21 protein-coding genes are annotated in these 25,415 nt (G+C 52.2%); 10 read left to right on the forward strand and 11 right to left on the reverse strand.

The features are described from left to right. Positions 1-4: 4 nt before the first annotated feature. Positions 5-1,210 carry an MFS transporter gene (locus F7P81_RS07525; protein ID WP_075654926.1) on the reverse strand — a complete coding sequence of 402 codons (1,206 nt, stop codon included), beginning with the start codon at positions 1,208-1,210 and terminating at the stop codon, positions 5-7. Positions 1,211-1,466: 256 nt separating this feature from the next. On the opposite strand from F7P81_RS07525, the gene F7P81_RS07530 reads away from it, so the two are divergent. After that, a complete protein-coding gene (locus F7P81_RS07530) occupies positions 1,467-2,273 on the forward strand; it encodes an AraC family transcriptional regulator (protein WP_151159082.1) in 807 nt (268 codons plus the stop codon). A gap of 196 nt (positions 2,274-2,469) precedes the next feature. Then, on the forward strand, positions 2,470-3,267 hold the full coding sequence (locus F7P81_RS07535; protein WP_022711694.1) for a bestrophin-like domain: 798 nt from the start codon (positions 2,470-2,472) through the stop codon (positions 3,265-3,267). A gap of 70 nt (positions 3,268-3,337) precedes the next feature. On the opposite strand, the gene F7P81_RS07540 is transcribed toward F7P81_RS07535, so the two are convergent. Further along, the gene (locus tag F7P81_RS07540) at positions 3,338-3,910 is read right to left on the reverse strand and encodes a hypothetical protein (protein WP_022711693.1); all 573 of its coding nucleotides are present in this window, start codon (positions 3,908-3,910) and stop codon (positions 3,338-3,340) included. Between the two features lie 321 nt (positions 3,911-4,231). On the opposite strand from F7P81_RS07540, the gene F7P81_RS07545 reads away from it, so the two are divergent. Next, on the forward strand, positions 4,232-4,681 hold the full coding sequence (locus F7P81_RS07545) for a universal stress protein (RefSeq protein ID WP_075654927.1): 450 nt from the start codon (positions 4,232-4,234) through the stop codon (positions 4,679-4,681). Positions 4,682-4,748: 67 nt separating this feature from the next. Here F7P81_RS07545 and F7P81_RS07550 read toward each other — a convergent pair whose 3' ends face one another. The 3 genes from F7P81_RS07550 to F7P81_RS07560 form a co-directional block, all read right to left on the reverse strand. After that, a complete protein-coding gene (locus F7P81_RS07550; RefSeq protein WP_075655725.1) occupies positions 4,749-6,392 on the reverse strand; it encodes an ABC transporter substrate-binding protein in 1,644 nt (547 codons plus the stop codon). 188 nt (positions 6,393-6,580) lie between these two features. After that, the gene (locus F7P81_RS07555; protein ID WP_151159083.1) at positions 6,581-8,032 is read right to left on the reverse strand and encodes an NAD-dependent succinate-semialdehyde dehydrogenase; all 1,452 of its coding nucleotides are present in this window, start codon (positions 8,030-8,032) and stop codon (positions 6,581-6,583) included. 198 nt (positions 8,033-8,230) lie between these two features. Further along, positions 8,231-12,970: an apolipoprotein A-IV repeat region-like domain-containing protein gene (locus F7P81_RS07560; protein ID WP_151159084.1), complete on the reverse strand. Its 4,740-nt coding sequence runs from the start codon at positions 12,968-12,970 to the stop codon at positions 8,231-8,233. A gap of 621 nt (positions 12,971-13,591) precedes the next feature. Between F7P81_RS07560 and F7P81_RS07565 the strand changes: the two genes are divergently transcribed. After that, positions 13,592-13,915, forward strand: coding sequence for a 2Fe-2S iron-sulfur cluster-binding protein (locus F7P81_RS07565; protein WP_028233614.1), 324 nt, complete (start codon positions 13,592-13,594; stop codon positions 13,913-13,915). Between the two features lie 566 nt (positions 13,916-14,481). Beyond that, the gene (locus F7P81_RS07570; RefSeq protein ID WP_151159085.1) at positions 14,482-15,507 is read left to right on the forward strand and encodes an NAD(P)/FAD-dependent oxidoreductase; all 1,026 of its coding nucleotides are present in this window, start codon (positions 14,482-14,484) and stop codon (positions 15,505-15,507) included. Between the two features lie 205 nt (positions 15,508-15,712). Here F7P81_RS07570 and F7P81_RS07575 read toward each other — a convergent pair whose 3' ends face one another. Continuing rightward, positions 15,713-16,348, reverse strand: a complete 636-nt coding sequence (locus tag F7P81_RS07575) for a DUF922 domain-containing Zn-dependent protease (RefSeq protein ID WP_075654930.1) — start codon at positions 16,346-16,348, stop codon at positions 15,713-15,715. 193 nt (positions 16,349-16,541) lie between these two features. Between F7P81_RS07575 and folP the strand changes: the two genes are divergently transcribed. From folP to F7P81_RS07595, 4 genes are all read left to right on the forward strand, one after another. Further along, positions 16,542-17,408 carry a dihydropteroate synthase gene (folP, locus tag F7P81_RS07580; protein ID WP_151159086.1) on the forward strand — a complete coding sequence of 289 codons (867 nt, stop codon included), beginning with the start codon at positions 16,542-16,544 and terminating at the stop codon, positions 17,406-17,408. Between the two features lie 112 nt (positions 17,409-17,520). Beyond that, positions 17,521-17,883: a dihydroneopterin aldolase gene (gene folB, locus F7P81_RS07585; protein ID WP_022710840.1), complete on the forward strand. Its 363-nt coding sequence runs from the start codon at positions 17,521-17,523 to the stop codon at positions 17,881-17,883. After that, positions 17,880-18,407 carry a 2-amino-4-hydroxy-6-hydroxymethyldihydropteridine diphosphokinase gene (gene folK / locus F7P81_RS07590; protein ID WP_075654932.1) on the forward strand — a complete coding sequence of 176 codons (528 nt, stop codon included), beginning with the start codon at positions 17,880-17,882 and terminating at the stop codon, positions 18,405-18,407. Before folB ends, folK begins: the two co-directional genes overlap by 4 nt. A gap of 68 nt (positions 18,408-18,475) precedes the next feature. Further along, positions 18,476-19,141, forward strand: a complete 666-nt coding sequence (locus F7P81_RS07595; protein ID WP_151159087.1) for an O-methyltransferase — start codon at positions 18,476-18,478, stop codon at positions 19,139-19,141. A gap of 48 nt (positions 19,142-19,189) precedes the next feature. Here F7P81_RS07595 and F7P81_RS07600 read toward each other — a convergent pair whose 3' ends face one another. From F7P81_RS07600 to F7P81_RS07615, 4 genes are all read right to left on the reverse strand, one after another. Next, positions 19,190-19,726 (reverse strand): hypothetical protein, encoded by a 537-nt coding sequence (locus F7P81_RS07600; protein ID WP_210307606.1) that lies wholly within the window; start codon positions 19,724-19,726, stop codon positions 19,190-19,192. Between the two features lie 280 nt (positions 19,727-20,006). Further along, positions 20,007-21,062 carry a YcjF family protein gene (locus F7P81_RS07605; RefSeq protein WP_151159088.1) on the reverse strand — a complete coding sequence of 352 codons (1,056 nt, stop codon included), beginning with the start codon at positions 21,060-21,062 and terminating at the stop codon, positions 20,007-20,009. A gap of 9 nt (positions 21,063-21,071) precedes the next feature. Beyond that, complete coding sequence (locus F7P81_RS07610; RefSeq protein WP_151159089.1) at positions 21,072-22,547, reverse strand: YcjX family GTP-binding protein; 1,476 nt, start codon at positions 22,545-22,547, stop codon at positions 21,072-21,074. 172 nt (positions 22,548-22,719) lie between these two features. Next, positions 22,720-23,244 carry a SixA phosphatase family protein gene (locus F7P81_RS07615; protein WP_151159090.1) on the reverse strand — a complete coding sequence of 175 codons (525 nt, stop codon included), beginning with the start codon at positions 23,242-23,244 and terminating at the stop codon, positions 22,720-22,722. Between the two features lie 474 nt (positions 23,245-23,718). Here F7P81_RS07615 and dksA point away from each other — a divergent pair, with 474 nt between their 5' ends. Then, entirely contained in the window at positions 23,719-24,135 is a 417-nt protein-coding gene (dksA, locus tag F7P81_RS07620) for an RNA polymerase-binding protein DksA (protein ID WP_022709440.1), read from the forward strand. Between the two features lie 94 nt (positions 24,136-24,229). Here the strand turns inward: dksA and F7P81_RS07625 are convergent, their stop codons facing one another. After that, on the reverse strand, positions 24,230-25,381 hold the full coding sequence (locus F7P81_RS07625) for a flagellar biosynthetic protein FliO (protein WP_151159091.1): 1,152 nt from the start codon (positions 25,379-25,381) through the stop codon (positions 24,230-24,232). Positions 25,382-25,415: the final 34 nt, after the last annotated feature.

Genomic DNA, 25,415 nt, shown 5'->3' on the forward strand with positions numbered 1-25,415 from the left:
CCGATTATGCGGCCATTTTTTTCGGCAGGCGCGGCAGCAATATTGTCAGCACGCCCAGCAGTGGCAGGAATGAACACAGCCAATAGACATATTCAATGCCGTGGCTGTCGGCGAAATCGCCGAGCAATGCAGCCCCGATACCGCCCGCACCGAATGCGAAGCCGAAGAACACACCGGCGATCATGCCGACACGTCCCGGTACCAGCTCCTGTGCAAAGACCACAATTGCGGAGAATGCCGAGGAGAAGATAATACCGATGACAACGGCCAGAACGCATGTCCAGAACAGGTTGGCGTAAGGCATCATCAGGGCGAAAGGAATAACGCCGAGGATCGAGAACCAGATGACGAAACGGGCGCCCATTCTGTCGCCGATCGGGCCACCGATGAAAACACCGGCTGCCGATGCACCGAGGAACAGGAACAGCATTAGCTGCGCATTTTGTACCGTGACATCGAATTTCTCGATGACGAAGAAGGTAAAATAGCTGGAAATACTGGCCATATACACATTCTTGGTCGTGGTGAGCAGCACCAGAACCAGAATGGCGAACATCACGCGTCCCTGCGGCAGCGGCAGAGTGCGGTCTGCAGCAGGTTTGTTTTTGCTCTGACGCTGTTTTTCAGCATACCAGCGGCTGACGCGGGTGAGCGCGATAAAGCCGAAAACCGCAATGATTGCCAGCCATGCAACGCTCGACTGACCGTTTGGCAGAATGATGAAAGCGGCAAGCAGAGGGCCGAGTGCGGAGCCGAAATTGCCGCCGACCTGAAACAGGGACTGGGCAAAGCCGTGGCGACCACCGGAGGCAATACGCGCCACACGTGAAGCCTCTGGATGAAAGATCGCCGATCCCAGACCAATCAGGCTGGAGCCGATCAGCAGCACCGTATAGCTGTCGGCATTGGCGAGCAGCAAAAGGCCGGTGAATGTGCTGACACTGGAGAGCGGCAGAGAATAAGGCATCGGCCAGCGGTCGGTGATAATGCCGATGACCGGTTGCAGAAGGGAGGCCGTGATCTGGAAGGTCATGGTCAGGAAGCCGATCTGACGGAAATCCAGATTATAATTGGTTTTAATCAACGGATAGATCGCTGACAGCAGCGATTGCATAATATCGTTGAACATGTGGCAGAAGCTGACAACCACAATCAGTGAAACAGTTGTGGCTTCAGTTATTTTTGGTGACTGGCTGGTCACGGTCGTCATTGCAAGTGCTCCGGATATGTTATGCCTTTTTTGAAGTCACGCGCTGTCCGGCATTAGCCGGATATATGCATTCTTTCTGTAAGTCAGAGGTCAATATTTCATTTAGCGTTCAGCGCCGATAAAGATGATGCTCTGTGCCTTATCTGACCGGATGCCGCTTTTTGATTTTTCTCTGACTGGCAGCATTCTGCTTAGTCCGCTTTTCTCTGGCCTGCTTTCGTGCTAAGGACGTAAAGTTTATTAACTGGGCCAAATCATGCATTTAAATAGTCCTGATGATATAAATACACTGATTTCGCAGGGTTTTCATCTGATCGAACATGCCGCTGATCCGGTTGTAGCCCTTGCCAGACAATATCCGGGCGGCTTGCTGATCCCGATGCACCGCCATTCCCGAACGCAGTTTCTTTATGCGCGTTCAGGCGTTGCACTGGTTGTAACTGAGCGCGGGCGCTGGATGATCCCGCCGGATCATGCGCTGCTCATTCCGCGCGGTATCGAGCATCGGGTTGAAATGTTCTCCGGTGTTGAAATGCAATCGGTCTATATGCGCGACTATGACCATAGCGGTCATCCTTGCGTGCTGTCGGTGAATGAACTGGTGTGCAGCCTGCTGGCAGAGGTGGTGAAGCTGCAAAAACCTGATGTGGATGATGAGCGCAGCGGTTTGCTTTTCGACTTGCTGCTCCATGAGATTAAGCGCCTGCCGGTGCGGGAGCTGGGACTGCCGTTTCCGGAGAAACCGGCACTGGCCGCATTGTGCAAAGCATTTTTAAAAGCGCCGGATCCGGCTGCGGATATTGACAGCTGGGCAGAGAAAATGGGCATGAGCCGCCGTTCTTTTACAAGGCTGTTCCGCGCGCAAACCGGTGTGAGTTTTGTGACATGGCGTCAGCAGGCGTGTATTTTCGCATCACTGCCAAAACTTGCTTCCGGTGAGCCGATTACATCTGTAGCCTTCGACACCGGTTATGAAAGCGCTGCGGCCTATACCACAATGTTCAAGCGTATGCTGGGCAGTTCTCCGCGAGATTATATGCGTCAGCAGGCCGGTTATGCCTGATAAAAAGGGATGAGATATTCTTTGTTTTTACGCATGGCTTGGTACTCAAATCAGTCCCCACCTTTGCGAGACATGCTCTGGCATTGAACTGTTATTTAATGTACGGCAGTATATTGTGCAAACAGTGAAGAGAGCGCAAAAGCACTCCGGACTTTTTCTATTATAGTTTGCGCGTTATTTGCTCGGAGGGGGCAGAATGCACCATTTGTTCGGTATATCACCAGCTTTGATGTTCTTGTTGTTTTGTGTTTGTGGCATCATTTTCTATGCAGTCGGACTGGTGTTTCTGCGCATTTTCGCAAGACAGGCATCGAAAGATATTCTGACGCTGCCGATCGCAGCATTTGTCGGTACAATTGCAACGGCATGGGCTTTGGCGCTGGGCTTTGTTGCTGCTGATATCTGGACGGTGAATGGCCGTGCAGATCAGGCCGCTAGCGAAGAACGCTCATCTATCACCCGTCTGATCGGTATGGCGCGGCCGGAGGCTCTGAATGATCCGGTTTTGCTCAAGGCGCTCACAGTTTACCGTGTGACAGTGATTTCTGAGGAATGGCATAAAGGCTACAATACCCAGCCCGCCCGCGCGGTTGAGGAGGCGTTGCAGAATATCCGTGTCTCAATGATCAGCCTTGCACGCGGCGATATACCGGGGGCTTTGATGTCGCAGATGGTGCGGGATTTTGATGAAATGCAGGATGCCCGTAATGCGCGTCTTGCGTTGGGATCAAGCTCTGTCAATCATTACAAGTGGTATCTGGTATTTTTCCTGACCGTTTTGACTCTGGTCGTTATAGCTTCTGTTCATGCGGATCGGCCGAAAGCAGGGCGCAAAGCGCTCGCCATTTATATTGTGACTGCAACGATGAGTATGTGGATTCTGGCGATCCATACCAGCCCTTATCGCGGTGTCGGGCGTATTGATCCGACCGTGCTGTTTACGAGCCAGAAAAATGCGATGAGCTTGCCGGAGGCTTTCCATAAAAAAGGATAGCCTATTCATTATCTGATGCCGGTTATACCGGCATCACGTCAAGCTCAGCCAGCATAGTCGCGCTGTCAGTTCAGGTGCGGTGAACCGGTTTTCCTGTATAGGAACCCGCATTTTTCGCATTGCGCTGTTGCTGGATACGGTCGCGGAACTGGTCAACAGTCATTGCCCCCTGAACATCCATAATCTGGCTGACCTGTGTTTCAGTGAGGTTTCCGGCTCCGCCTTTCAGGCGCAGGCTGACAATCGTATTGCCGAGCTTGGAGGCTTCAATGCACAGGCGGGCATCTTCCTTGCTGATGCCGTGAGAGGCAAAGGAGCTGATAACACTGCCGATAATGCCGCCTATGGCCGCGCCGGTCAGCATGCCGATTGAAGCGGCAACCAGCCAGCCGGCAGTTAAAGCCGCAGAGCCGACAACCGGCACCGCGATCAGGCCGAAACCTGTAATCAAACCGGCAATACCGCCAATCACAGTGCCGATACCGGCATAGTTGACGATTTCATCGCACATGGTTGTATCTTCTTCCGCAAATTTGCGGCTGACAATGACAATGTCAGAGTGAGGAAAGCCTGCAGCCTCAAGATTATGCACGACCTGTTTTGCAGAGCCGTAATGATCGTAAATTCTAGAAATAAGTTTCATTTTATTTCTCCTGCAGCGTTTGAGTACCTTTCCGGAATAAAGTCTGCCTTCTTCAAAGTTATTATCTTTGAAGTAACATGATAATTTTACCATGTTACTGAAATGATGGTATCACAATATTTTATTATTTTAAGTTGTAATTGCCGGTAATTCTTGGATCTCTGCCGTTTTGCGCTATTTTGTTGATCTCTATGTGCGGAATCCAGCTTCACACATGGTATTATGCGTTTTAAGATAAAATCTGCTTCAGCGTGAGGTTTACTGATGCTTTGGCTCCGGCTTCACTGAAGACAGGTCATTTAACGGGGCAGGGACAGCATAATGTATAAGCATATTTTGATTGCTACGGACGGATCTGAGCTTGCACAAAAAGGTCTGGAACAGGGGCTGCAACTGGCCTCTAAACTTGGAAGCAAAGTGACTATTCTGACTGTGACCGAGCCGTTTCCGATGATGGCAACCGCCAGCAGCGCAGGCTGGATTGCCAGCCCGAAAGATATCGAAATCTATAATGAAAATCAGGCGCGACAGGCGCAGGATATTCTCAAAGCGGCTGGTGAGGCGGCTACGAAAGCTGGGATTACTGCTACGCTGAAACATATTGATGAGCGCTGGCCTGCCGAGGCGATTATCGATTTCAGCCAGCACAGCGATGTTGATCTGATTGTGATGACATCCCATGGCCGCCGCGGTATCGGCCGCTTATTGCTGGGCAGCCAGACCAGTGAAGTGCTGACACATACCAAAACGGCTATATTAGTTGTGCGCTAAACGGCGACCTCTTAGCAACAGGATTTGAAAACGGCCGCAGATATAAGTCTGCGGCCGTTTCTGTTGGTTATTCTTTTGAGGCTTTCAGCACATAATTGGTATCCGGTGAAATGATAAAATCTTTCACCTTGTTGGACACAACCGCCACTTCATTCAGCTGATAAATCATGGTGAACGGGCTGGTGTCGCGGAACTCTTTCTGAAGATCCAGATATTGCTGTGCGCGCTTGTCAGCGTCTTTTTCCATGACAGCGGCCAGCGTTTTCTGGGTCAGTTCAGGGATTTCCCATGAATTGCGCCATGCACTGGTTTTTGAAACCGCATTGTCGCTATTGTCCAGATTGGTCACGAATGTATCGGCATTGGTATGCGGATCCCAGTAATCGATGCCCCACTGGCCGATATAAATATCATGCTTACGTGCGCGATATTTGGTGAGTGTCTGCTTGCCGTCGCCCGGAATGATTTCCAGTTTGATATTGGCTTTGGCAAAAGTCTGCTGAATGGATTCTGCAATACCGGTGACCGGCTGTGTGTTGCGTACATCCATGGTAATGGTGAAACCGTCTTTCAGACCGGCTTTTTCCAGCAGTTCCTTGGCTTTTTCAACATTAAGGCTGAACGGGTTTTCGTCCGTTGAACCAAGCATACCGGCGGGCAGGAAATTCTGGTGGATCGTGCCGATACCCTTAATCAGGGTGGACTGAATAGCGCTGTAATCCACCAGATATTTTACAGCCTGACGAACCTCCGGTTTGGATAATGTCTCGTTCTGCTGGTTGAGGCTGAAATAATAGATGGTGCCTTTCGGCGCGCTGGCGGTGTGGAAGCGCTCATCTTTGGAGATGGCTTCAAGATCACCCGGTTCGAGATTACGGGCAATGTCGATATCACCGGCATCCAGCATAATACGCTGCGACGCGCTTTCTTTCACATAGCGATAGATAATGCGCTTGAGCGGCGGTTTCTCACCATCATAAGACTCATTGCGCTCCATCATAATGATTTCATTCGGACGCCAGTCTTTAATTGCATAAGCGCCGGAACCTGCATAATTACGCTTCAGCCATTCATGGCCGAAATCATTATCTGCTTTGGAATCTGCAGTCGGTGTGACCGGCTTGGCATGTTCTTTGAGCAGCTTGCTGTCAACAACAGAGCCGACTGTGGCAGTCAGGCAGTTATAGACAAAGCTTGGTGCAAAGGCTTTTTCCGAGGTGAAAATCAGCGTGTCATCATCTTTGGCGAAGACCTTTTCATCCACATTGTCTTTGGTCAGACCGAACTGGCTGAGAATGAAAACAGGACTCTGATCGAGCTTCACCGCGCGTTGCAGCGAAAAAGCAGCATCATGTGCGGTAATCGGATTGCCGGAGGCAAATTTCTGACCTTTACGGATTTTAAAGGTAAAAGTCTTGCCGTCTTCGGCAACTTCCCAGCTCTCGGCAATATCAGCGACCAGTTTGGACGGGTCTTTATAGTCTGTGCGCAGCAGGCGGCCATAGCTGTTGGCCAGAATTTCTGCTGTGGTAATTTCAAAGGATTCCGCCGGATCCAGCGAAATCACATCATCTGTCGCCATAGCGATCACCAGCGTATCCGCCGGTGTGGCAGCATTGGCTGCGCTCATCAATACCGAGCCTGTTAAAGCTGTGCTGAATGCCAGTGCCAGTGCGAGCTTGTTCAGCTTGTGTTTTTTGACTGTTGTCATCAGTGTCATGCTGTAGTTCCCCTCATTCACGCGGCCGTGTTTTTGGTTTTGGCCGGCTCGGTCAGGAGCGTAACGCAACAATCTGAAAGATCAAACGAATTCTGAATAATTTTATTAGTCGTGAGGGTAAAATAAACCCCGCCGGTGTGGTCACCGGCGGGGGCGTAATGTCTAGCAATAAAATAATGTCAGATAACCAGATGGGTCACAAATTTTGTGGTCAGATAGGCATTGATAGCTTCTGAGCCGCCTTCTGTGCCATAACCGGAATCCTTGATGCCGCCGAACGGGACTTCCGGCAGTGCGAGGCCGAGATGGTTGATTGTTGTCATGCCAGCCTCAATGCGCATGCCCAGTTCGCGTGCATTTTCAGCTGAACGGGTAAAGGCATAGGACGCCAAACCAAATGGCAGGCGGTTGGCTTCATCAATCACTTCATCCAGTGTTTTGAAGGAAGAGAAGACAGCCACAGGGCCGAAAGGCTCTTCATTCATGATACGTGCGGTTTTAGGCGCGTCGGCCAGCACGGTCGGTTCAAAGAAATTACCGACATTGCCGATACGGCGGCCGCCGGTCATCAGACGCGCGCCATTGTCCACGGCATCCTGAATCAGGGATTCAAGGGCAGGGATACGGCGTTCATTGGCCAGCGGTCCCATCTGCACACCTTCGTCAAAACCATTACCGACTTTGATGGCTTTGGCTTTTTCAGTGAAGGATTCAACGACCTGCTCATAGACATTTTCCTGCACGAGGAAGCGGGTCGGCGAAACGCAAACCTGACCGGCATTGCGGAATTTGGACATAGCCAGTGTTTTAACTGCGCCTTCCACATCGGCATCATCAAAGATGATGGCCGGTGCATGGCCGCCGAGTTCCATGGTCGACAGTTTCATATGCTGGCTGGCAAGACCGGCCAGCATTTTGCCGATGGGTGTGGAGCCGGTGAACGAGATTTTGCGGATTACCGGATGCGGGATCAGATATTCGGAGATTTCTGACGGTACGCCATAAACCAGATTGACCACACCGGCCGGAATACCGGCATCAACAAAAACGCGGATCAGTTCGGCAGGTGAGGCCGGTGTTTCTTCCGGTGCTTTGACAATGATCGAGCAACCGGCGGCAATGGCAGCGGAGAGCTTGCGCACCACTTGATTGATCGGGAAATTCCATGGTGTGAAGGCCGCTACAGGGCCGACCGGCAGTTTGAATGCCATCTGCGATACACCGACAGCGCGTGCCGGAATGATCTGGCCATAGGTGCGGCGTGCTTCTTCAGCAAACCAGTCGATAATATCTGCGCCGGCAAGGATCTCACCTTTGGCCTCAGCAACCGGCTTGCCCTGCTCAAGGGTCAGGATCGGCGCAATGGCATCTGCCCGCTCACGCAGCAAATCTGCCGCGCGGCGCATGAATTTGGAACGGTCGAATGGCGAGCTTGCGCTCCAGATTTTAAAACCCTTGGCAGCGGCATCCAGTGCAGCGTCGAGATCAACCTTCTCAGCATGGGCAACCTTGCCGATCACTTCGCCGGTGGCCGGATTGAACACATCAATTGTACGCCCGCTTTGCGCATTGCGCCATTCGCCGTTGATCAAAAGCTGGGTATCTGGATAGCGCGGTGCAGTCTGAGACATAGTTCCTCCGGTATATATGCTTGAGAGCAGCAAATGACATGCCGCAATGTAATTCTGTAGAACTCACTATAGAAGCTCTGCCCCGTCATTTGGCAAGAGCGGTATGGTAAAATTATGAGCAGCTGAGACGCTTTGTCAGGGGTCGTCAGAAAATAAAAAAGGCGGGAAAAATCCCGCCTTTCTGAATGTGGTATCCGGTTAACGCAGACGACCCGATGCATGTGCCAGCATGGTGTAGACTTTGCCTGTATCGGATGTGAGATAGGTCTGGGTGACCATATTATCACGATCATTACGGGCAACATCTTCCAGCAGGCGCTGGAAATCATCCATGTAGCGGTCTACCGCACGTCGGAAATCACCATCCATCTGGTATTTGCGTTTGATCTCTTCAAAGGTCTGCTGACCTTTCAGAGTGTAGAGACGACGGGTGAAGACATTGCGTTCACCGCGACGGTAGCGATCCCAAAGCTCTACCGATGCTTCATGATCAATCGCACGGGCAATATCAACCGACAGGGAGTTCAGGCTGTCGACCACATGGGCGGCTGAACGCTGCGGTGTTACATTGCTCTGGTTGCGCGGTGCCGAAGCTGTTTCCTCATCTGCGGAAGCGCGTGCCAGCAGATTGGAAACCCAGCCGCCGCGTGCGCTTTCCTGTGGAGCAGGTGCTGCGGAAACTGTGTAGCTCTGTGGCTGCTGTACCGGAGCCGCAGTCTGCGTGACCACTGGTGCAACATAGGCCGGAGCAGGCTGCGCTGCGGCTGTCTGTTTAGCAATAGTGCGGTCTGCACGGCTGTCGCCCACATCGACCAGGCGACCGGATTTGTTGACGATGGATGCCAGTTCTTTCAGCGCATTGATCTGCTCGGAAACCGCCTTGCGCATTGCAGTAGTGGATTCCTTGGCTTCCGCCGGCATATCCAATACGCCGCGCTTCAGCTCGCCACGGGTTGCATCCAGTTCACCGCGGATTTCAGCGGCCGAACGGCGGATTTCATCCGTTGCTGTTGCAAACTTCTGGCTGGCCTGTTCCACAACTTCGGAAATGGCAGCGCGCAGCTGTTCGGTCGAATTGCGGGTGCGGCCTTCGGTGCGCTCCAGAGCAGAAGTAACAAGGGTTTCAAAGCCCTGCATCACTTTCTCAATGTTCTCAGATTTGGCAAGGAGACCGGCAGACAGACGTTCCAGAGCATCCTGACGGTCGGACAATGTGTCAGTCAGGCCATTCTGAGCTGTGTTGATCAGGTCTGATGCACGGGACAGAACTGCACTGTGATCTTCAAAGCGCTTGGCAATATCCGCAATCTGCGACAGCGTGTTGCCGGAGAGCGAGCGCAGGGCACCGATATTGTTATCGATCACAACGCTGGAGCTGGAGAAGATCTGAGCAGCCTTGTTGGTGCTGTCAGCAAAGTTCGACGTTGTTTCAACCAGACGTGTATCAATATCGTTGAGGTTGAGCGTGGCTTTGTCGATCAGCTGACCAAGTTCCGCATTGGAGCTTGCCAGACGATCAATCAGGCCGCCAACACCATCGGACAGGCTGGATTTGGCTTCCTGCACCGCAGAGATGGTCTCAGCCGTACGGCTGGCCAGTGCATTGACCAGTGCTGCATTTTCCGAACGCAGGCGGTCGGTTGCTGCATGGGTTGCTTCTTCCAGCTGGCTTGCAAGACCCTGACCGCTATCGGCAAGGCGTTGTACCAGAGGTTCTGCGGTATCGGCCAGAATACGGGTGATTTCCTGCGAGCGGGCTGCGAGAACCGCATTCAGCTCACGGGTACGCTCTTCCAGTGTGGAGGAGGTGTTCTGTGTCGCATCGGAAATGCGGGCTTCGATCACGCCGAGTTCACCGGTAATGCGCGAACCGATTTCACCAAGACCCATGGCAATCGCATCAGCGCGTTCAGTCAGGCGTGCTTCGGTACCGGAAAGGTTTTCCAGAACACGGGCGCTGAAAGCTTCACTATGGGAGCCGAGAACATCGCTGGCGCGGGATGCGGTTTCCGCAATTCGTGTTTCAATACCGCTGAGGTCGCCGGTCAGACGGTTGCTCACATCATTGATGCCGGAAGCAATGGCTTCCGCACGTTCAGTGAGGCGGGCTTCTGTGCCGGACAGGTTTTCCAGGACACGGGCGCTGAAAGCTTCGCTATGCGAACCGAGCACGTCACTGGTACGCGATGCGGTTTCTGCAATGCGCGATTCAATGCCGCTGAGTTCGCCGGTGAGGCGGGTTTCAATCGCTTCCAGACCGGATGCAATCTGGCTGGCGCGTTCGCCGAGACGGGCTTCTGTACCGGCCAGATTTTCAATCAGGCGGTCGTTGAAGTTTTCACCAAAGCCATGCAGTGCATCACCGGCCTTGGCAGCTTCTGCAGTAAGCGAACCGGCAGCTTCTGTGATTTTCTCACGCAGTGTTCCGGCAACCACCGAAGCGCTCTGCTCCAGCGATTTACGAACATTGTCCACACCGATGCTCAGAGCGCGTTCCATGGTGGAGGTGCGTTCTTCAATAATACCGGTCTGATTGTCAAAAGAGCTCTGCAATACGCCGGTTGCATTGGCAACAGCATCCTGCAAGGCAACAGTGCGCTGCACCAGCGTATCGCTGTGCTGACGCAGATTGGCATCAAGGCTTTCAGAACCACTCAGCATCGCTGCCTGCAATTGCGAGGCGCGGTCGCCGACAGTATTGATATGTTCATTCAGCAGCGAGCTGACAGCAGCGCTGTTATTCTGCAGGCTGTCAGAGAATTGCTGATTACGCTCATCCAGTGCCCGCGCATATTCCGCATGCTGCTGGTCGAGCGAGCTCTTGAGAGCAGAAGTGCGGCCTTCGAAACGGCCTTCCTCTTCTGCAAAAATATCGTTGAGCTTGGCATTATGGGCAGCCATCGCTTCACGCATATCATTGGTGCGCTGTTCCAGAATAGCAGCATGCTGGCTGGCAGTCTGGTCGAGATTGGCTGCATTGCCTGCAATGGCACGTTCAATATCGGCACCACGCTCTGTAATCGTCTGGCTGTGCTGCTGCATTGCAGCTGCAATGCGGTCAGCTTCACCGGAGAGTGTCGACGACAGGGATTCACGGCTGTCAGCAATCTGAGCAATGAAGTGACCGGCGCGGTCATTGAGCAGACCGGCAACAGAATCTGTAATGCCTGACAATTCGCCGTTGAGTTTGTCTTTGGTTTCGTCAACCACAGTGCTGATGGACGAACGCACACCGGAGAAGGTTTCTGCAATCTCACGGGTACGGGCAATCAGGTTTTCATTGATCTGACGCGAACGGACTTCCAGAGCGGCATTGAGTTTCTCAGTGCTGCTGTCGATTGCCTGTGCGCGGCCTTCAAATTCATTGAGCAGCGAATGGCCGCGTTCTGCCAGTGTGGCGTTCAGATTGGCCAGACGCTGATCGAATTCGGTGACCATATTCATGGTTGCATCGCCGAGCAGCGAAGCGATGTTGGATGTACGTGCATCCAGCGCTTCGGTCAGGGTCTCGGTGAGACCGCGTGAGCGTTCTTCCAATGTGGCGATACGTGTATCAAGGATTTCAACAAAATCACCGCCCGAAGAGCTGATGCGTGTTGAAATATCTGTGCTGCGGGTATCAATCGCCTCGGAAATGGCCGCGCCGCTTTCATTCAGGCGGCTGATCATTGTTTCACCTGCATGGGACAGGGAAGAGGTCAGCTCGCTGGAAACGGTGAGAACATTGTCACGGATGATATCGCTGGCCGAAGACAGTTCAGTCTTGAGGTGCTCATGGGCACCGGAGATCGAGGAGCGTACGCGTTCTGCATGGCTGATGACCGCTTCACGCTCATTGCCCAGTTCGGCAATCAATGCGCGGATGCGCACTTCATTATCGCTGTAAGCGCGCTCAAGCTGGTGTACTTCGGTCTGAACCAGAGTTTCCAGTTCAACAGCACGGGCGAGTGTGCGCTCGATACCTTCATTCATCGCTGCAACTTCACGGCGCACGGCCTGACCCAGCGTGGAAACGCGGTCACCGGCTGCGGCTTCAGGCGAAGCGAGACGCATGGCGGCGGCAGTCATCTGACGGGCAGCGGATTGCAGTTCCTGTGCACGGCGTACCATCTGGGCAAAGCCCCAGAACATCACAACCGGCACGGCAATACCGGCTGCAACGCCGATACCGGCCGGTGTGCCGAAGAAATCTTTGATTGCCGAGAAAGAGGTGAGACCCTGCGGGCTCAGCGCATGGGCAAGGGTAAGACCGCCTGCTGTCCAGAGGGCGCTGATGGCTGTGGTTGTCCAGAACACATTTGCATTGCGGCCATTGGTGCGACGCAGCAACAAGTTATCGTTGCGCAGATCGTCATTGGCCGGTGTGAACGGGGAGGCTGCGGCAGCAGGTGCGGCCTGTGAGGCTGAAGGGCGTGCAGCTACAGGATCTGCCAGCACAGTTTCAGCCTGCATTTCTGCATCGCTGCGTGCGGATATTGTTTCGGATTTGGCAGAGTGAACGGGGGCCGTGGCTTCCGGCTGGTTTGCGGCCTGTAAAACAGTCACGCTGCCCGGGGTATTGGCAGAGGCTGTAACAACAGGAGGCGCAGCCGGTGTGACCGGTGCGGCAGGCAGAACGGTTTTTTCTGCTTTTTTCTCTTTAACAGGCTTTTCCGGCTCTGACTGTGCCAGCGCCTCAGCTTTGCCTTTCACGGCAGCAGCGGCAACGGCAGTGCCTGCAGCAGCGGCGGCTATTGTTGAAGCGCCGTTCTGTTCCAGTGCCAGTTCTTCTGCTGCGCGCGAAATCTGGCTTTCCAGATCATCAAGCGAGAATTCTGCTTCAGGTGCGTCAAAATTCAAATCCAGCTCAAAGTCGTCGCTGAAATCCAGATCCAGCCCGTCAGAGAGGGCCTGTTCCATATCAAGCTCAAGCTTTTGCGCTTTTGTATTTTGTGCCATAGCCGTTTTACCCCGTACTCATACTTATACGCAAAAACCATGCTCTGAATTGCTGCCGCTCAATTCTTAACGGCAGATACAAAGACACGTTGCGCAGTCTATAGGTTAAAACTTCCGGAGCCATATGGGAACTACGGAAATTGCGGTTGATGAAATGTTTAAAGATAAGGTTAACGCGGCACTCGTAGGGGCATTGAAAACAAAGCAAATGCGGGCTTTTTTAAGCGTTATCTAATTGTGGAAATCTTTAAGCAGACATCAGATATGAATATAATATGCCCTGAATTGTGGCATATTTTGCCATAGTCCGGCAAGAAATTAGTGCTTCTGCACCGGTAAAACAGCGCTCAATCTTTCGGAAATGATTAACATATATAGTGACGAAAGGCTCTGCCTTTTTGTTTTACTATGTGCCTCATCCGAGTACCGCTTCACAGCTTTCGGAATGTGCCTGAGTGATCGAATTGACGCAGACGGGCAGGGAGGTGCTGTTTACAGCTTGAACTCCTTGGCTGCAGCACGTATCTGCCCTGCAACAAGTATTTTTACAGAGTGTCAGCTTTATCGGCTGCGGTTTGCACTGCACCGGATGATTTTGCCGGCATTTTACAGGATGACTACATGACCAAGATCACATTTGTTTCTGCTGACGGCGCGATGCGGAATGAAGTTGAAGCTGAAAACGGCTCCACTGTTATGGAAAATGCCATTCGCAACGGTATTCCGGGTATTGATGCGGAATGCGGCGGTGCCTGCGCCTGCGCAACCTGCCATGTTTATGTCGATGAAGACTGGACAGATGTGGTTGGCGGTCCTGAGCCGATGGAAGAAGATATGCTGGACTTTGCCTATGATGTGCGCGGCAATTCGCGTCTGTCCTGCCAGATTATCGTACGCGACGAGCTTGAAGGTCTGGTTGTTCAGGTACCTGAGCGTCAGGGCTGATCTGTCCGGACAATTCGTTACGGTTCCTAAAGCGGTCTGCATAAAAGGCAGACCGCTTTTTATTTATTTGTTTTGGCGCAATATCATTCCGCATTCAGCGGTTTAAACACAGTTTTGTGTCTGTATCTCTGTTTTTTTGTCAGGCATTAGAATGAGTGTCGTAACATGCCTGTTAAAAGAACAGGTATTAGAGCGGTCCCAGTCATGATGAAACGGTGGAACCGCTCTAATTCTTTGCTTTTACGCATTGTTCTACGCAAAACCGGTTTCCACTTTTGCTGAAAATGCTTTTAATGAAATCAATTTCGGCAAAAACTATAGGCATTTGAATTAAACTTGACTATAGAACTCGTGTTGAATTTTGTCCGGTGCTGTTTCATCTGAGTTTTTCAGATGCATTGCACAGGATCGCCGGAGATCAGCGGGTTTCCGGTATTGATGTTGCCCCACTCTCCCGCGGGCAGCACTTACAGAGCATGTTCTGTGTGACAGCTGGCAGAGCATAAGATTAATGTGACAGATCGTAATGGCTGGCGCAGCTGTTATGATTCAGTGAGATTGAAGATATGAGCGAAGTTATCCGCACAGATGTTGTCATTATCGGTGCCGGTCCTGTCGGGCTGTTTGCTGTTTTTGAACTGGGTTTGTATGACCTGAAATGCCATCTGATTGATATTCTGGATCGTCCGGGCGGCCAGTGTGCCGAACTTTATCCTGAAAAGCCGATTTATGACATTCCGGCATGGCCGGAAATCTCCGGTCAGATGCTGACCGACAAGCTGATGGAACAGATCAAGCCGTTTTCGCCGCAGTTCCATTTCAACCGTATGGTGACCAAGCTTGAACGTCTGGAAGACGGTTCTTTCCATGTGGAAACCGATGAAAGCGAAGTTTTTGAAACCAAGGTTGTGGTGATTGCTGCCGGTGGCGGTTCCTTCCAGCCGAAGCGTCCGCCGGTACCGGGCATTGAAGCCTATGAAGGCAAGAGCGTTTATTACGCTGTGCGCCGTGTTGAAGCTTTCCGCGATCAGGACGTAGTAATCGTTGGTGGCGGTGACAGTGCTCTGGACTGGGCGCTGAACCTGCAGCCGATCGTAAAAAGTATGACTGTTGTGCATCGTCGTCCGGAATTCCGTGCGGCACCGGACAGCGTGAAGAAAATGTTCGAACTGGTTGATGCCGGCAAGATCCGCTTTGAAGTCGGTCAGGTATCCGGTCTTGAAGGTGAAGACGGTGATCTCTCCGCTGTGAAGATCAAAGGTGCTGACGGCGAAACTGTTCTGCCGGCAACACGTATGCTGCCATTCTTCGGTCTGACCATGAAACTCGGTCCGATTGCTGACTGGGGTCTGAACCTGCATGAAAACCTGATCACCGTTGATACCGAGAAGTTTGAAACTTCCGAGCCTGGCATTTTCGCTATTGGTGATATCAACTGGTATCCGGGCAAGCTGAAGCTCATCCTTTCCGGTTTCCATGAAGCCGCACTGATGACACAGGCCGCCAAGCGTATCGTCAGCCCGGGTGAACGCGTTGTGTTCCAGTACACGACTTCATCGACTAGTCTGCAGAAGAAGCTCGGCGTTAGCTGATGAAAAAGTGCCATGCCGGTCTGCAAATGGCAATTTTTTACGCTTCCGGTGCTCACGTACTTTAAGTACGCTCCGCGCCGGTTCTCAAAAATCACCATTTTCGCCACGGCCTGACACTTTTTTGCGTCGGCGCTTGATGCGAGTTAAAATAAAAAAAAGCCCTGCATTTGTTATGCAGGGCTTTTTCTTTATCTGTGAAACTATTTCAGGATTTCTTCTGCTGTCGCAGGCGTTTCTCAAGGCTTTTGGTAATCAGATTTTCAAACCGCGATTCAAAATTAATGGTTTCCACGCGATCAAAATATTGCTGCGCTTTGTCGTGCTTGGCAAAAATCCGGTCAGTGATCTTATCAACATTGGCGCGCAATTTTGCGCAGTCACGCTCATTACGCATGGAGCGGATCTGCCGCTCAAGTTCCGAAGCATGGGAGCGGGCGATAATGATATGGCTTTCTTCGTGGCGGCGGATATCTTTCACCAGCACATCCCAGACCATTCTTGTGTCGGCACTGGCGCGGCGACGGCTCTGCCAGCTTGGCAGTGAAATAGTGGCTGTCACATTGGCGCGCACATCAGAGACGCGGCAATATTTGCCGTCGGAACGGTATTTTACACGGGCATCAAAAGCGATTTTTGTCGCGCCCGGATGGCTTTCACCACCATTATTAAGTTTCGGACCGTTCTTAGCCAGAGATTTGTCCAGCTGCTCTGCCGTTGTGCCATAAACCGGAAAATAGCGATATTTCCGTGTCACTGAGGCCGCATCTGCCGTTGTAGAGGCGAGCGTGCCGGATAACAGAACCAGACCGGTGAGGGTAAGCGCGAGAAATTTGCCGGACATTGTCTGTTCCTTTATTGCGGGTGCTCACGGAATGAGCACTCAGAAATTACCGGTTGTAGCACAAATTACGGCAGAATTGTCTTCTGCTGCATTATGCTGTTATCAGCCATTGGCTTTTATCAGTCCATGAAATGTGTAAAGAACTTATGGCTGGTTTGGAAAGCAAAGCAATTTTAAAAGGTTAATTCCGAATATGATTAAGAGTTTCCCTATAAAAAGAGAATGGCGACTGGCGCACGGACGCGTTCTTGAAACGGGTGTTCAGTCAGTAATTATGGGAATTCTCAATATTACGCCGGATTCTTTTTCCGATGGCGGCAGCCATAAGACGCTCAATGCAGCGCTGAGCTCTGCCCGTGCCATGCTGGATGCCGGTGCGGTGATTATTGATGTGGGCGGCGAGTCGACCCGTCCTGATGCAGCGACTGTGACTGCGCAGGAAGAACAGGATCGCGTATTGCCGGTGATTGAAGCGCTGGCCCGGGAAACGGGATGTCTGATCTCTGTCGATACCTATCGGACGCAGACTGCAAAATTGGCAGTCGCAGCAGGCGCGCATATTGTGAATGATGTGTGGGGATTGCAGAAAGAGCCTGATATTGCCAATCTTGCGGCTGAAACCGGTGCCGGACTGGTGATTATGCATACCGGACGGGACAGGGACGTTGCCGCTGATGTGATTGAAGATCAGTATGTGTTTTTAGAGCGCTCTCTGGAAATCGCGTCTGCAGCCGGTGTTGATCGGCGGCAGATCATGCTTGATCCGGGCTTTGGATTTGCCAAAGACACGCAGCAGAATGTGGTGCTGATGGCACGATTTGAACAGTTGCAGAGTTTTGGCCTGCCATGGCTGGTCGGCACCTCCCGCAAGCGTTTCACCGGTGCCGTTAGTGGTCGTGAAATTGCCGCGGAAAGAGATGCGGCAACAGCGGCAACCAGTGTTATGCTGCGTCTCAGCGGTGCGGATATTTTTCGGGTGCATAATGTTGCACTGAACCGTGATGCGCTGATGATGGCGGATGCGGTTTTAAATGCCGCAGCTCTTACAAAAAAAGCGTGAACCGGTTTTTCAGAATTGCGGTATAGTCTGCTGACGAATGAATGGCAGACGATTATGAACTTTGGTTGTGAACACCTGTTTCATAACGAAAAAGTAAAGAAATGAGGGCTTTTTGTACACGATCCGTATGAAAAATTGCGCGTTTTTTGCGCATCACGGCGTTTTTGAAGAAGAAGAAAAGCTCGGCCAGCGTTTCTATGTGGATGCCGCGCTGACGGTTGATCCGGGCGACTCGCTGGATAATGATGATATTGATAAAACAGTGCATTACGGTATTGTCTTCTCCATGATCGAGAAGATTATTACGGGCACCCGCCGCTATCTGATTGAGGCTTTGGCACTGGATGTAGCCAAAGCACTGTGCGATGCATTTCCGCAAATTCAACATGCAGAGATTACCGTGCGTAAACCGAATGCGCCGGTTGCCGGTGTGCTGGATTATGTTGAAGTGACGGTCGGGTGGCCGCATAGATGAAAGCACGCGAGGTTCACAAAGCCTGGCTGTGTCTGGGCGGTAATATCGGAAATGTTGTGCAGACAATGGCACAGGCGCTGCAACTGCTGGATGAACGGCAGGATGTCAGGGTTATAACCGTTTCGCCGGTTTTCCGTACACCGCCTTGGGGAAATACCGATCAGGACTGGTTCTATAATGCCTGTGCTGAAATCTCGACAATATTAACACCGCCGGAATTGCTGGAAGTGACCCAGACGATTGAGCGGCGGTTGAAGCGTGTGCGCAGTGAGCGCTGGGGACCGCGCACGATTGATATTGATATGCTGGCTTATGAAAGCGTTTTTGCGCTGGAGATGCCGGATCTGATTTTGCCACATCCGCGCATTGAGCAGCGTGCTTTTGTGCTGGTGCCGCTGGCAACAATTGCTCCCGAGTTGAAAATTCGCGGCGAGATTGTCTCTGACCTTCTGCAAAAAGTTGACAGTAGTGAGATACAACGCCTGAGCTATGGCCATCGCTGGTGGCAGGATACGGGGCTGTAAAATCCCGTTGCTGTCATTCTGCTGTCTTTACGGCATGGTATCAAACTGCTCAAAATTCAGGAGTGATTATGTACCAGTCAGAAGATCAGTGGCAACAAGTCGATGCCTATATGGCTGAGAAGCTGATTGCGGAAGATCCGGTTATGGATGCCGTGTTGCAGCGCAATGCGGATGCAGAGCTGCCGAACCATGATGTGGCGGCCAATCAGGGCAAGCTGCTTAATCTGTTTGCACAAATGTGCGGTGCCAGACATGTGCTGGAGATCGGGACTCTCGGCGGCTACAGCACAATCTGGCTGGCGCGGGCGCTGCCTGAGGGCGGTAAGGTGGTTACGCTGGAATATTCCGCAAAGCATGCCGAAATCGCACAGCAGAATATTGATGCCGCCGGTGTTGCGGAAAAGATAGAAATTCTGATTGGCGCTGCAGCGGAAACCTTGCCGCAATTGCAGGATCGCGCGCCGTTTGATTTGATTTTTATTGATGCCGACAAGCCGAATAATCCGGTCTATCTGGAATGGGCGCTGAAACTTTCCCGCAAAGGGACAGTCATTATCGGCGATAATGTCGTGCGCAACGGTGCTGTGACTGATCCGCAGTCGGAGGATGCCAATGTGATCGGTGTCCGGCGGTTTTTTGATATGATGGCGGCCGAGCCGCGCCTTGAGGCAACAGCTTTGCAAACCGTAGGTTCCAAAGGTTGGGACGGTTTTACGCTGGCGATTGTGAAGTGATTTCCTGATATAAAAATGCCCCGAGAGCGAAACTGTCGGGGCAGGGTTCTAGTTGCGTGCAATGCTGCTGACGGTGCCGCCGTCAACGCGTTTCAGGCTCATGCCGACAACCGGCACCATTGTATCTTCAACTTTGACCGACACGGTAACATTCATGGTGTTCTGGTCGGTGACGCGTGCTAGCATCGCGCCGTTGAGCTGTTTGCGTGCCAGTGACAGCACTACGCGGTTACCGTTGACCGAACCGGATGTCACATTCAGGCCTTTGCCTTCAGCGCCGTCATTGAAAGTGCCGCTATAGCTTTTGCCGGTGCGCACTACAGTTGCTTTCATCGGCTGCGAGAAGACGCCGACGCGGCAGGTGCCGTCGAGCGTCATGCCAATGCTGCCATCCGGTGTGGTGCCGGAGAGATTGCAGACGAATTTCGTGCCCTTATATTTACCGGCAACAACTTCACCGGGGCCGCTCCACTGACCTTCGACATTGCGGAAGAAAGCTTCGTCTTTATCCGATGCGTGCGCAGAAACAGTGCTGGCCGCAGAAGCGAATAAAATAAGGCAGGCGGCAGTGGCACGTGTAATCATAACAGAACTCTGTTCCGGATAGTTTGAGGGCGGCTTTTCAGTTCTTTGCAGGACCTGCATCATCACTTTTCAGGGCGCGAAATGCTGTCAAACAAGATACCAAAACCAGCCCTTATAATCGGCCGGAATGGTTAACAGCTGGTTTCTAGAGCGTGTTGAATTTAAGGAAATTCATGGTGTTCGCTCTAGAGATTTTTAATTGTCGCATGTTCGCAAACGCTAAATGAATCCATTTAGCTGCGACATGCTTAGCATGATTAAAACAAGGGATAAACAGGTTTCAGAGTGGTTTTTTCTGAGTTGTGGCTTTTACGATATCGCTGACAAAGTCACTGATATTCGGGCGTTTTTCCGCGTCAAACGGCAGCGGGCGCACAATATCCATGGCGGAAATGCCGATCCGTGCGGTCATCATGCCGTTTATCACACCTTCACCGAGTTTGGCCGAGAGGCGCGAGGCGAGACCCTGACCCAGCAATTGCTGAACCACGCTGTCACCCATGGCGATGGTGCCGGTAATCGCCAGATGGGCAATCACACTGCGGGCAAGCCGCAAAAAGCCTAAAGAACCCGGACGGCAGCCATAAAGCTCAGAGAGGCGGCGGATCAGCCGCGATGATTCGAAGATCACATAGGCAATATCCACTAAAGCGCGCGGGCTGACGGCTGTGACGATAGAAACGCGTTTCGCGGCGTTGAGGATCAGCATCCGCGCTTCACGATCCAGCGGATGCAGAATTTCCCGCTCAGTAATGCGGATAAGATCGCGTCCGTCGATAATATCACCGCGTAATGCCTCTAATGTCGTGCGTCCGCGTGCGGTCTGCGGCAGGCTGGCTGCTACTTCCAGCAATCTGTCTGTGACTTTGCGGGCTTTCTCCGCATCATTGCGCTCGGTGGCCTCTGCTGCTGCGAAGCGCAGTTCCTGCACTGCGGAGAGGCGGCGCAATGCCAGTCCTTCGCGCACCACCAGTGCAATCAGTGAGGCAAGGGCGATGAGGGCAACGCCGAATGTGAGCCAGCCGAGCCAGTCGGCACGGCTGAACATGGCGCGGATCAGATCCTCCGTCCAGATGCCGACGGCAAAGCTGAGTAACAGGCCCAGTGCAGTAAAAAACACACTGCGCAGAGTAAAGCGCCGCTTGAGGAGACTAGCAGGCGGCGGGGTCAGTTGCGCACCGGCATCAATCGCCTCCTGCTCGAACACATCGACCGGTTCTGCTGTGACTGCGGACAGGTCGCGGATGGCAACCGGCTTGCGTGGTGTCTGCGGCTGGCTGTTATCGGCCTGTAAGTCTACGTTAAAACTCGTGGGTTTTCTTGGCTTATCCGACATGACTGCTCCTTATGCCAGCCGGTCGCCGAGCAGAAACTGCATGGCGCGGTCAAGGCGGATATGCGGAAGCGAGAGATGAATACCATCCAGATCCGCTTTAATCGCCGGTGGCCTGAAGCGAACAAAGCGGATCGGTGCTTCATGCGCACGATCACGGGGTGATAATTCCGGCTGGTCAAAAATTGCCTGCACATTGTGTGGCAGATCACCCGGAAAAATCGCAGTTTCCGTTTCGCCATCAAAGACCTCACCATCGATCACTTCGCCCTTCAGCGGGGTGCCGACGATGACCGGTAATGTATCACCATTCTGGTTGACTGTCGCTTCGCGGGTGGCGCGCACCGCGGCCATGGCCAGAACATCAATCTCAGCGCCGGACATGTCCGCATTCTTGGCGGCGCGGTCAACCAGTCTGCGCACGATGGCTTCAAGCCGGTTATGGCTTTCATGATGCAGATGATCGGCTTTGGTGGCCGCAATAAGAATACGGCCGATACGCTTCTGGATCAGGCCGGTGAAAATATTGGAGCGTCCTGCACGGAAACAGGCGAGGATTTCAGTCAATGCCCGCTCCAGATCGCGCACGGCAGCGCCGCCGGCATTAATCGCCTGCATCGCATCAACCAATACAATCTGCCGGTCGAGACGGGCAATATGCTCGCGGAAGAATGGTTTCACCACATGGGTTTTGTAGGATTCATAGCGCCGCTCCATCATTGCGGCCAGTGAGCCGGTTTTGAAACTGCCCTCAGGCAGGTCGGGCAAGGGCGCAAAGGTGAGAGCCGGAGAGCCCTCCAGATCACCGGGCATCAGAAAACGTCCCGGTGGCAGGGTGGATAATGCTTGTTCATCGGATTTACCTGCGCGCAGATAATCGGTGAAACTGCGTGCGAGACGTTGCGCCGTCATTTCATCAGCAGGAGCCAGCGCATCAGCAGTTGCAGCTTCCCGCAACCAGTCTCCGGCAAAGCCGAGATGTGCTGTCTCATTAGCGAGCGCAAAGGAATCGCGGCAAAATTCGGCGTAGCTTTTGCCGAGCAGGGGCAGGTCGAGCAGCCATTCTCCCGGATAATCGACAATATCAATCGACAACTTGCCCGCAGAGAGCATGCGCCCCCATGAGGAAGCCGACTGATATTCAATTGTCAGGCGTAATTCGGAAATCGCACGGGTGGAATCCGGCCAGATACGGTCTTTTACCAATGCCGCCAGATGATCTTCATATTGGAAACGCGGGACGGCATCATCCGGCTGCGGCTGGAGATAGGCGCGGGCGATGCGGCCGGATGCATAGGCATCAAACAAGGGCAGGCGTCCGCCCTGTACCAGATTATGCACCAGTGAGGTGATGAAAACGGTTTTACCGGCACGGGAAAGGCCAGTCACACCGAGGCGTAGTGACGGTGTTACCAAGCTGCCGGTGCGCTCCATCAATGTATCAAAAGCAATTTTGGCTTCATCCGTTAAAGTGGTCAGTCTGGCCAAAGATGCCCCCGTAAAGACTGTTGATATTCGCTAAGCGCGATACGCTCTGGTATTTAACGCAGTTCCCTGAATATAGGATGTGAAATCCGTAATTGCAGGGTGTTAAACTATTATGCTGATTTATATCCGCATTATCACGGACAATTATGTTTTATAAACAGCCGGTAAGACCTTAATCTTCATGCGGAAGGTAAAGGGCAGTCAGTTGTGCATTTTCAGGAGAGAAGGCTGAAAAATCTGCCTGTGTTTTAATTTCGGCCAGTCCGGCAGTAGGGAAGCCATAGCCAATCCGCTGTTCAAATTGATGGCTGCTACGCGCAAACAGCAATGCGCAATCTTCAATGCTCGGATTGTGTCCGACTATCAGGGCGCATCGGGATGCATCTGGTATCTGGCTGCGGATTTCCTGAATGTAACCGGCGGCATTTGCACGATAGAGCGAGGGGGCTTCCTGCAATGTGACCGGATGAGCGGGGTGTGCATTAGCGAGAGCAGTTTTGAAAATATCTGCCGTCTGTCTCGTGCGTGCTGCCGGAGAACAGAGGATAAAATCGGGCAGAATACCTGCATTAATCAGGCGCTTTGCCTGATTTTCAGCATCGGTCTCACCGGCCGCATTCAGGCGCCGGTCAAAATCTTTTCCGCTGCTGTCAGGCAGAACGGCTTGGGCGTGGCGAAGGAATAAGATTGTGCGCATATTGGCAATTTTGCAGGTTTTACACTGAAAAGATAGGGTGCTGAACAAGCTAAAAATAAGGGCCGAAAGCGGATTTCGGGTAACTTGTTTGTTATGTCAGCAGCGTATTGTTTTTGAAGTTATTGCCGGATTGAGAGGGAAATATATCAAAAAAGAAATTTATCCGGAGGTTGTGGCGGCAAAAATTCTGTAAATCAGGATATAATATTGAGTAATTATATCGTTAATTTTTAGGTGTTTGTTTTTATACATTGATATTTTAAAATAGTGTCATGTGAAAATTTTGTTTTACTTAAGTTGATGCGGTATCTTCGATTTTAAAATTTGCAGATATCTGCTTATATGACTTTAGGATAATGCGGCTATTTTTTCAGGTGCAGGTTGAAAATACTTGAACTGCTATTTTTTCAGGTTGTATCGTGTCGCTTATAGACCTATAAGGCGCTTCGTCTCCTAGGTGTGGGGTGATTCAAAATGAGTGAATTAATCGACCTTAACTACAAGCCCACGGATGACGAACCGTTCATGAATGAACGGCAGAAGTCATATTTCCGTGCCAAGCTAATCGCTTGGAAGAATGACATTTTGCGTGAAGCACGCGAAACGCTGGAAGCATTGCAGCGTGAAAATGCTAATCATCCTGATCTGGCTGACAGGGCCTCATCAGAAACGGATCGGTCTATCGAGCTGCGTGCCCGTGACCGCCAGCGTAAGCTAATCTCCAAAATTGATGCGGCTTTGCTTCGTATTGATGAAGGAACCTATGGTTTTTGTGAGGAAACCGGCGACCCGATCAACCTTAAGCGACTGGATGCCCGTCCGATTGCTACTTTGTCGATCGAAGCGCAGGAACGTCACGAACGTCGTGAAAAAGTTTATCGCGACGACTAAATTATAGGGTTTTGTGCTTCGCACATACTCGCGAGAAATTAAAAAACGCAGTGCTGGAGGGCGCTGCGTTTTTTTATTATCTGTTTTTCGGAGCTTATTTGCGGGGAGAAATATCAAGCATTCCGGCTGGCAAACTCGATTGCGGTTTTTCAGCAGGCTCCGCTTTTTCCGTGCTTGCGAAATGCTGTTCCATTTCGGACGAGAGCAAATCTTCAAAGGAAATTTCATTGTCGGATGACAAGTCCTTATCCGACAGGGCATCCGCGACCGCGCTTTCAAGATCAAGCTCAAAATTCGGCTGCACTACAGGCTTGGCAGCCGGAGCAGGCGCGGCGCTGAAGGATGGTTCCTGCTGTGCAGGGCGTGCGATTTGCGGAGTTGCCCGTTGCAAGACCAGAGGTGTGCCTTCTGCCGTTTTTGCATCAGGACCCGGACGCACATCATCGAGCGAAGGTGAGGCGCTGCGATTATCGCGTTTGGCGGCGGCAATCAGTTCCTGTTGTGCTGCATTGCTTGCGGCGGCCAGACCGGATGTTGCTGCAATCACACCGCGAGAGACCTGACCCAGCGGATAAACCGGATGCAGCTTTGGTGCTGTTTCTGCCGGTCGTGCAGCCGGAGCCTGGCGCTGCTGTTGCTGGCGGGCGGCAGCAGCTACCTGCTGGGCATGGGTTTGCAAAGGCTGGCTTGGCGCGGCAACAGGTGTTTGCGCAGCAGCAGTAGCCACTGGGCGCGGCTGTTGTGCAGGTGCGGCTTCTGTTTCCGGCTTATAGGCCGGTACGGCTGAGATAATATCAGCAGGAGCAATATTGAGTTCCGGCGTTGCAATCGCCGCAGCGATTTGCGGAGCAGCAGGTGCAGCAACGATTGTTGCAGTAACCGGAGTAGCCTGTGCCAGTTCTTCCTGCGGACGGGCGCGGGGCGTTGCCTGTTCAGGCTGATTGCGTTGATGGCGGGTAATATTCTGCTCAATCACAATATCGGATGGTCCGCCGATCAGGATCAGGTGTTCCACATCATCGCGGCGCACCAGAACGAGGCGGCGCTGGCCGTCAACGGCGGCGGCATCAGTTACGGTCAGGCGCGGAGCCGCATCATGGTTTTTGGTCACATAGGTTCCGGCTGTCATGCGCTTGATAGCAGCAAAAACAACAAAAACACCTGCCAGAAACAGTGCAAAAAGCCCGATAAAGCTGATTATATGAGCTGTATTTTCGCCCACCAGCCCGCTCAGCCAATCCATCATATTTAATCGTCCTTATAAGAATCATGCAATTTCT

Origin of the sequence: Pseudochrobactrum saccharolyticum, from assembly GCF_008801715.1 — a bacterium.
GTDB classification, from domain to species: Bacteria; Pseudomonadota; Alphaproteobacteria; order Rhizobiales; family Rhizobiaceae; genus Pseudochrobactrum; species Pseudochrobactrum saccharolyticum.

Excerpts from the sequence above, each read along its gene's own strand:
- F7P81_RS07525 (WP_075654926.1), bottom strand. The coding sequence starts at position 1,210 with ATGACGACCGTGACCAGCCAGTCACCAAAAATAACTGAAGCCACAACT.
- F7P81_RS07530 (WP_151159082.1), top strand. The coding sequence starts at position 1,467 with ATGCATTTAAATAGTCCTGATGATATAAATACACTGATTTCGCAGGGT.
- F7P81_RS07535 (WP_022711694.1), top strand. The coding sequence starts at position 2,470 with ATGCACCATTTGTTCGGTATATCACCAGCTTTGATGTTCTTGTTGTTT.
- F7P81_RS07540 (WP_022711693.1), bottom strand. The coding sequence starts at position 3,910 with ATGAAACTTATTTCTAGAATTTACGATCATTACGGCTCTGCAAAACAG.
- F7P81_RS07545 (WP_075654927.1), top strand. The coding sequence starts at position 4,232 with ATGTATAAGCATATTTTGATTGCTACGGACGGATCTGAGCTTGCACAA.
- F7P81_RS07550 (WP_075655725.1), bottom strand. The coding sequence starts at position 6,392 with ATGACAACAGTCAAAAAACACAAGCTGAACAAGCTCGCACTGGCACTG.
- F7P81_RS07555 (WP_151159083.1), bottom strand. The coding sequence starts at position 8,032 with ATGTCTCAGACTGCACCGCGCTATCCAGATACCCAGCTTTTGATCAAC.
- F7P81_RS07560 (WP_151159084.1), bottom strand. The coding sequence starts at position 12,970 with ATGGCACAAAATACAAAAGCGCAAAAGCTTGAGCTTGATATGGAACAG.
- F7P81_RS07565 (WP_028233614.1), top strand. The coding sequence starts at position 13,592 with ATGACCAAGATCACATTTGTTTCTGCTGACGGCGCGATGCGGAATGAA.
- F7P81_RS07570 (WP_151159085.1), top strand. The coding sequence starts at position 14,482 with ATGAGCGAAGTTATCCGCACAGATGTTGTCATTATCGGTGCCGGTCCT.
- F7P81_RS07575 (WP_075654930.1), bottom strand. The coding sequence starts at position 16,348 with ATGTCCGGCAAATTTCTCGCGCTTACCCTCACCGGTCTGGTTCTGTTA.
- folP (WP_151159086.1), top strand. The coding sequence starts at position 16,542 with ATGATTAAGAGTTTCCCTATAAAAAGAGAATGGCGACTGGCGCACGGA.
- folK (WP_075654932.1), top strand. The coding sequence starts at position 17,880 with ATGAAAGCACGCGAGGTTCACAAAGCCTGGCTGTGTCTGGGCGGTAAT.
- F7P81_RS07595 (WP_151159087.1), top strand. The coding sequence starts at position 18,476 with ATGTACCAGTCAGAAGATCAGTGGCAACAAGTCGATGCCTATATGGCT.
- F7P81_RS07600 (WP_210307606.1), bottom strand. The coding sequence starts at position 19,726 with ATGATTACACGTGCCACTGCCGCCTGCCTTATTTTATTCGCTTCTGCG.
- F7P81_RS07605 (WP_151159088.1), bottom strand. The coding sequence starts at position 21,062 with ATGTCGGATAAGCCAAGAAAACCCACGAGTTTTAACGTAGACTTACAG.
- F7P81_RS07615 (WP_151159090.1), bottom strand. The coding sequence starts at position 23,244 with ATGCGCACAATCTTATTCCTTCGCCACGCCCAAGCCGTTCTGCCTGAC.
- dksA (WP_022709440.1), top strand. The coding sequence starts at position 23,719 with ATGAGTGAATTAATCGACCTTAACTACAAGCCCACGGATGACGAACCG.
- F7P81_RS07625 (WP_151159091.1), bottom strand. The coding sequence starts at position 25,381 with ATGATGGATTGGCTGAGCGGGCTGGTGGGCGAAAATACAGCTCATATA.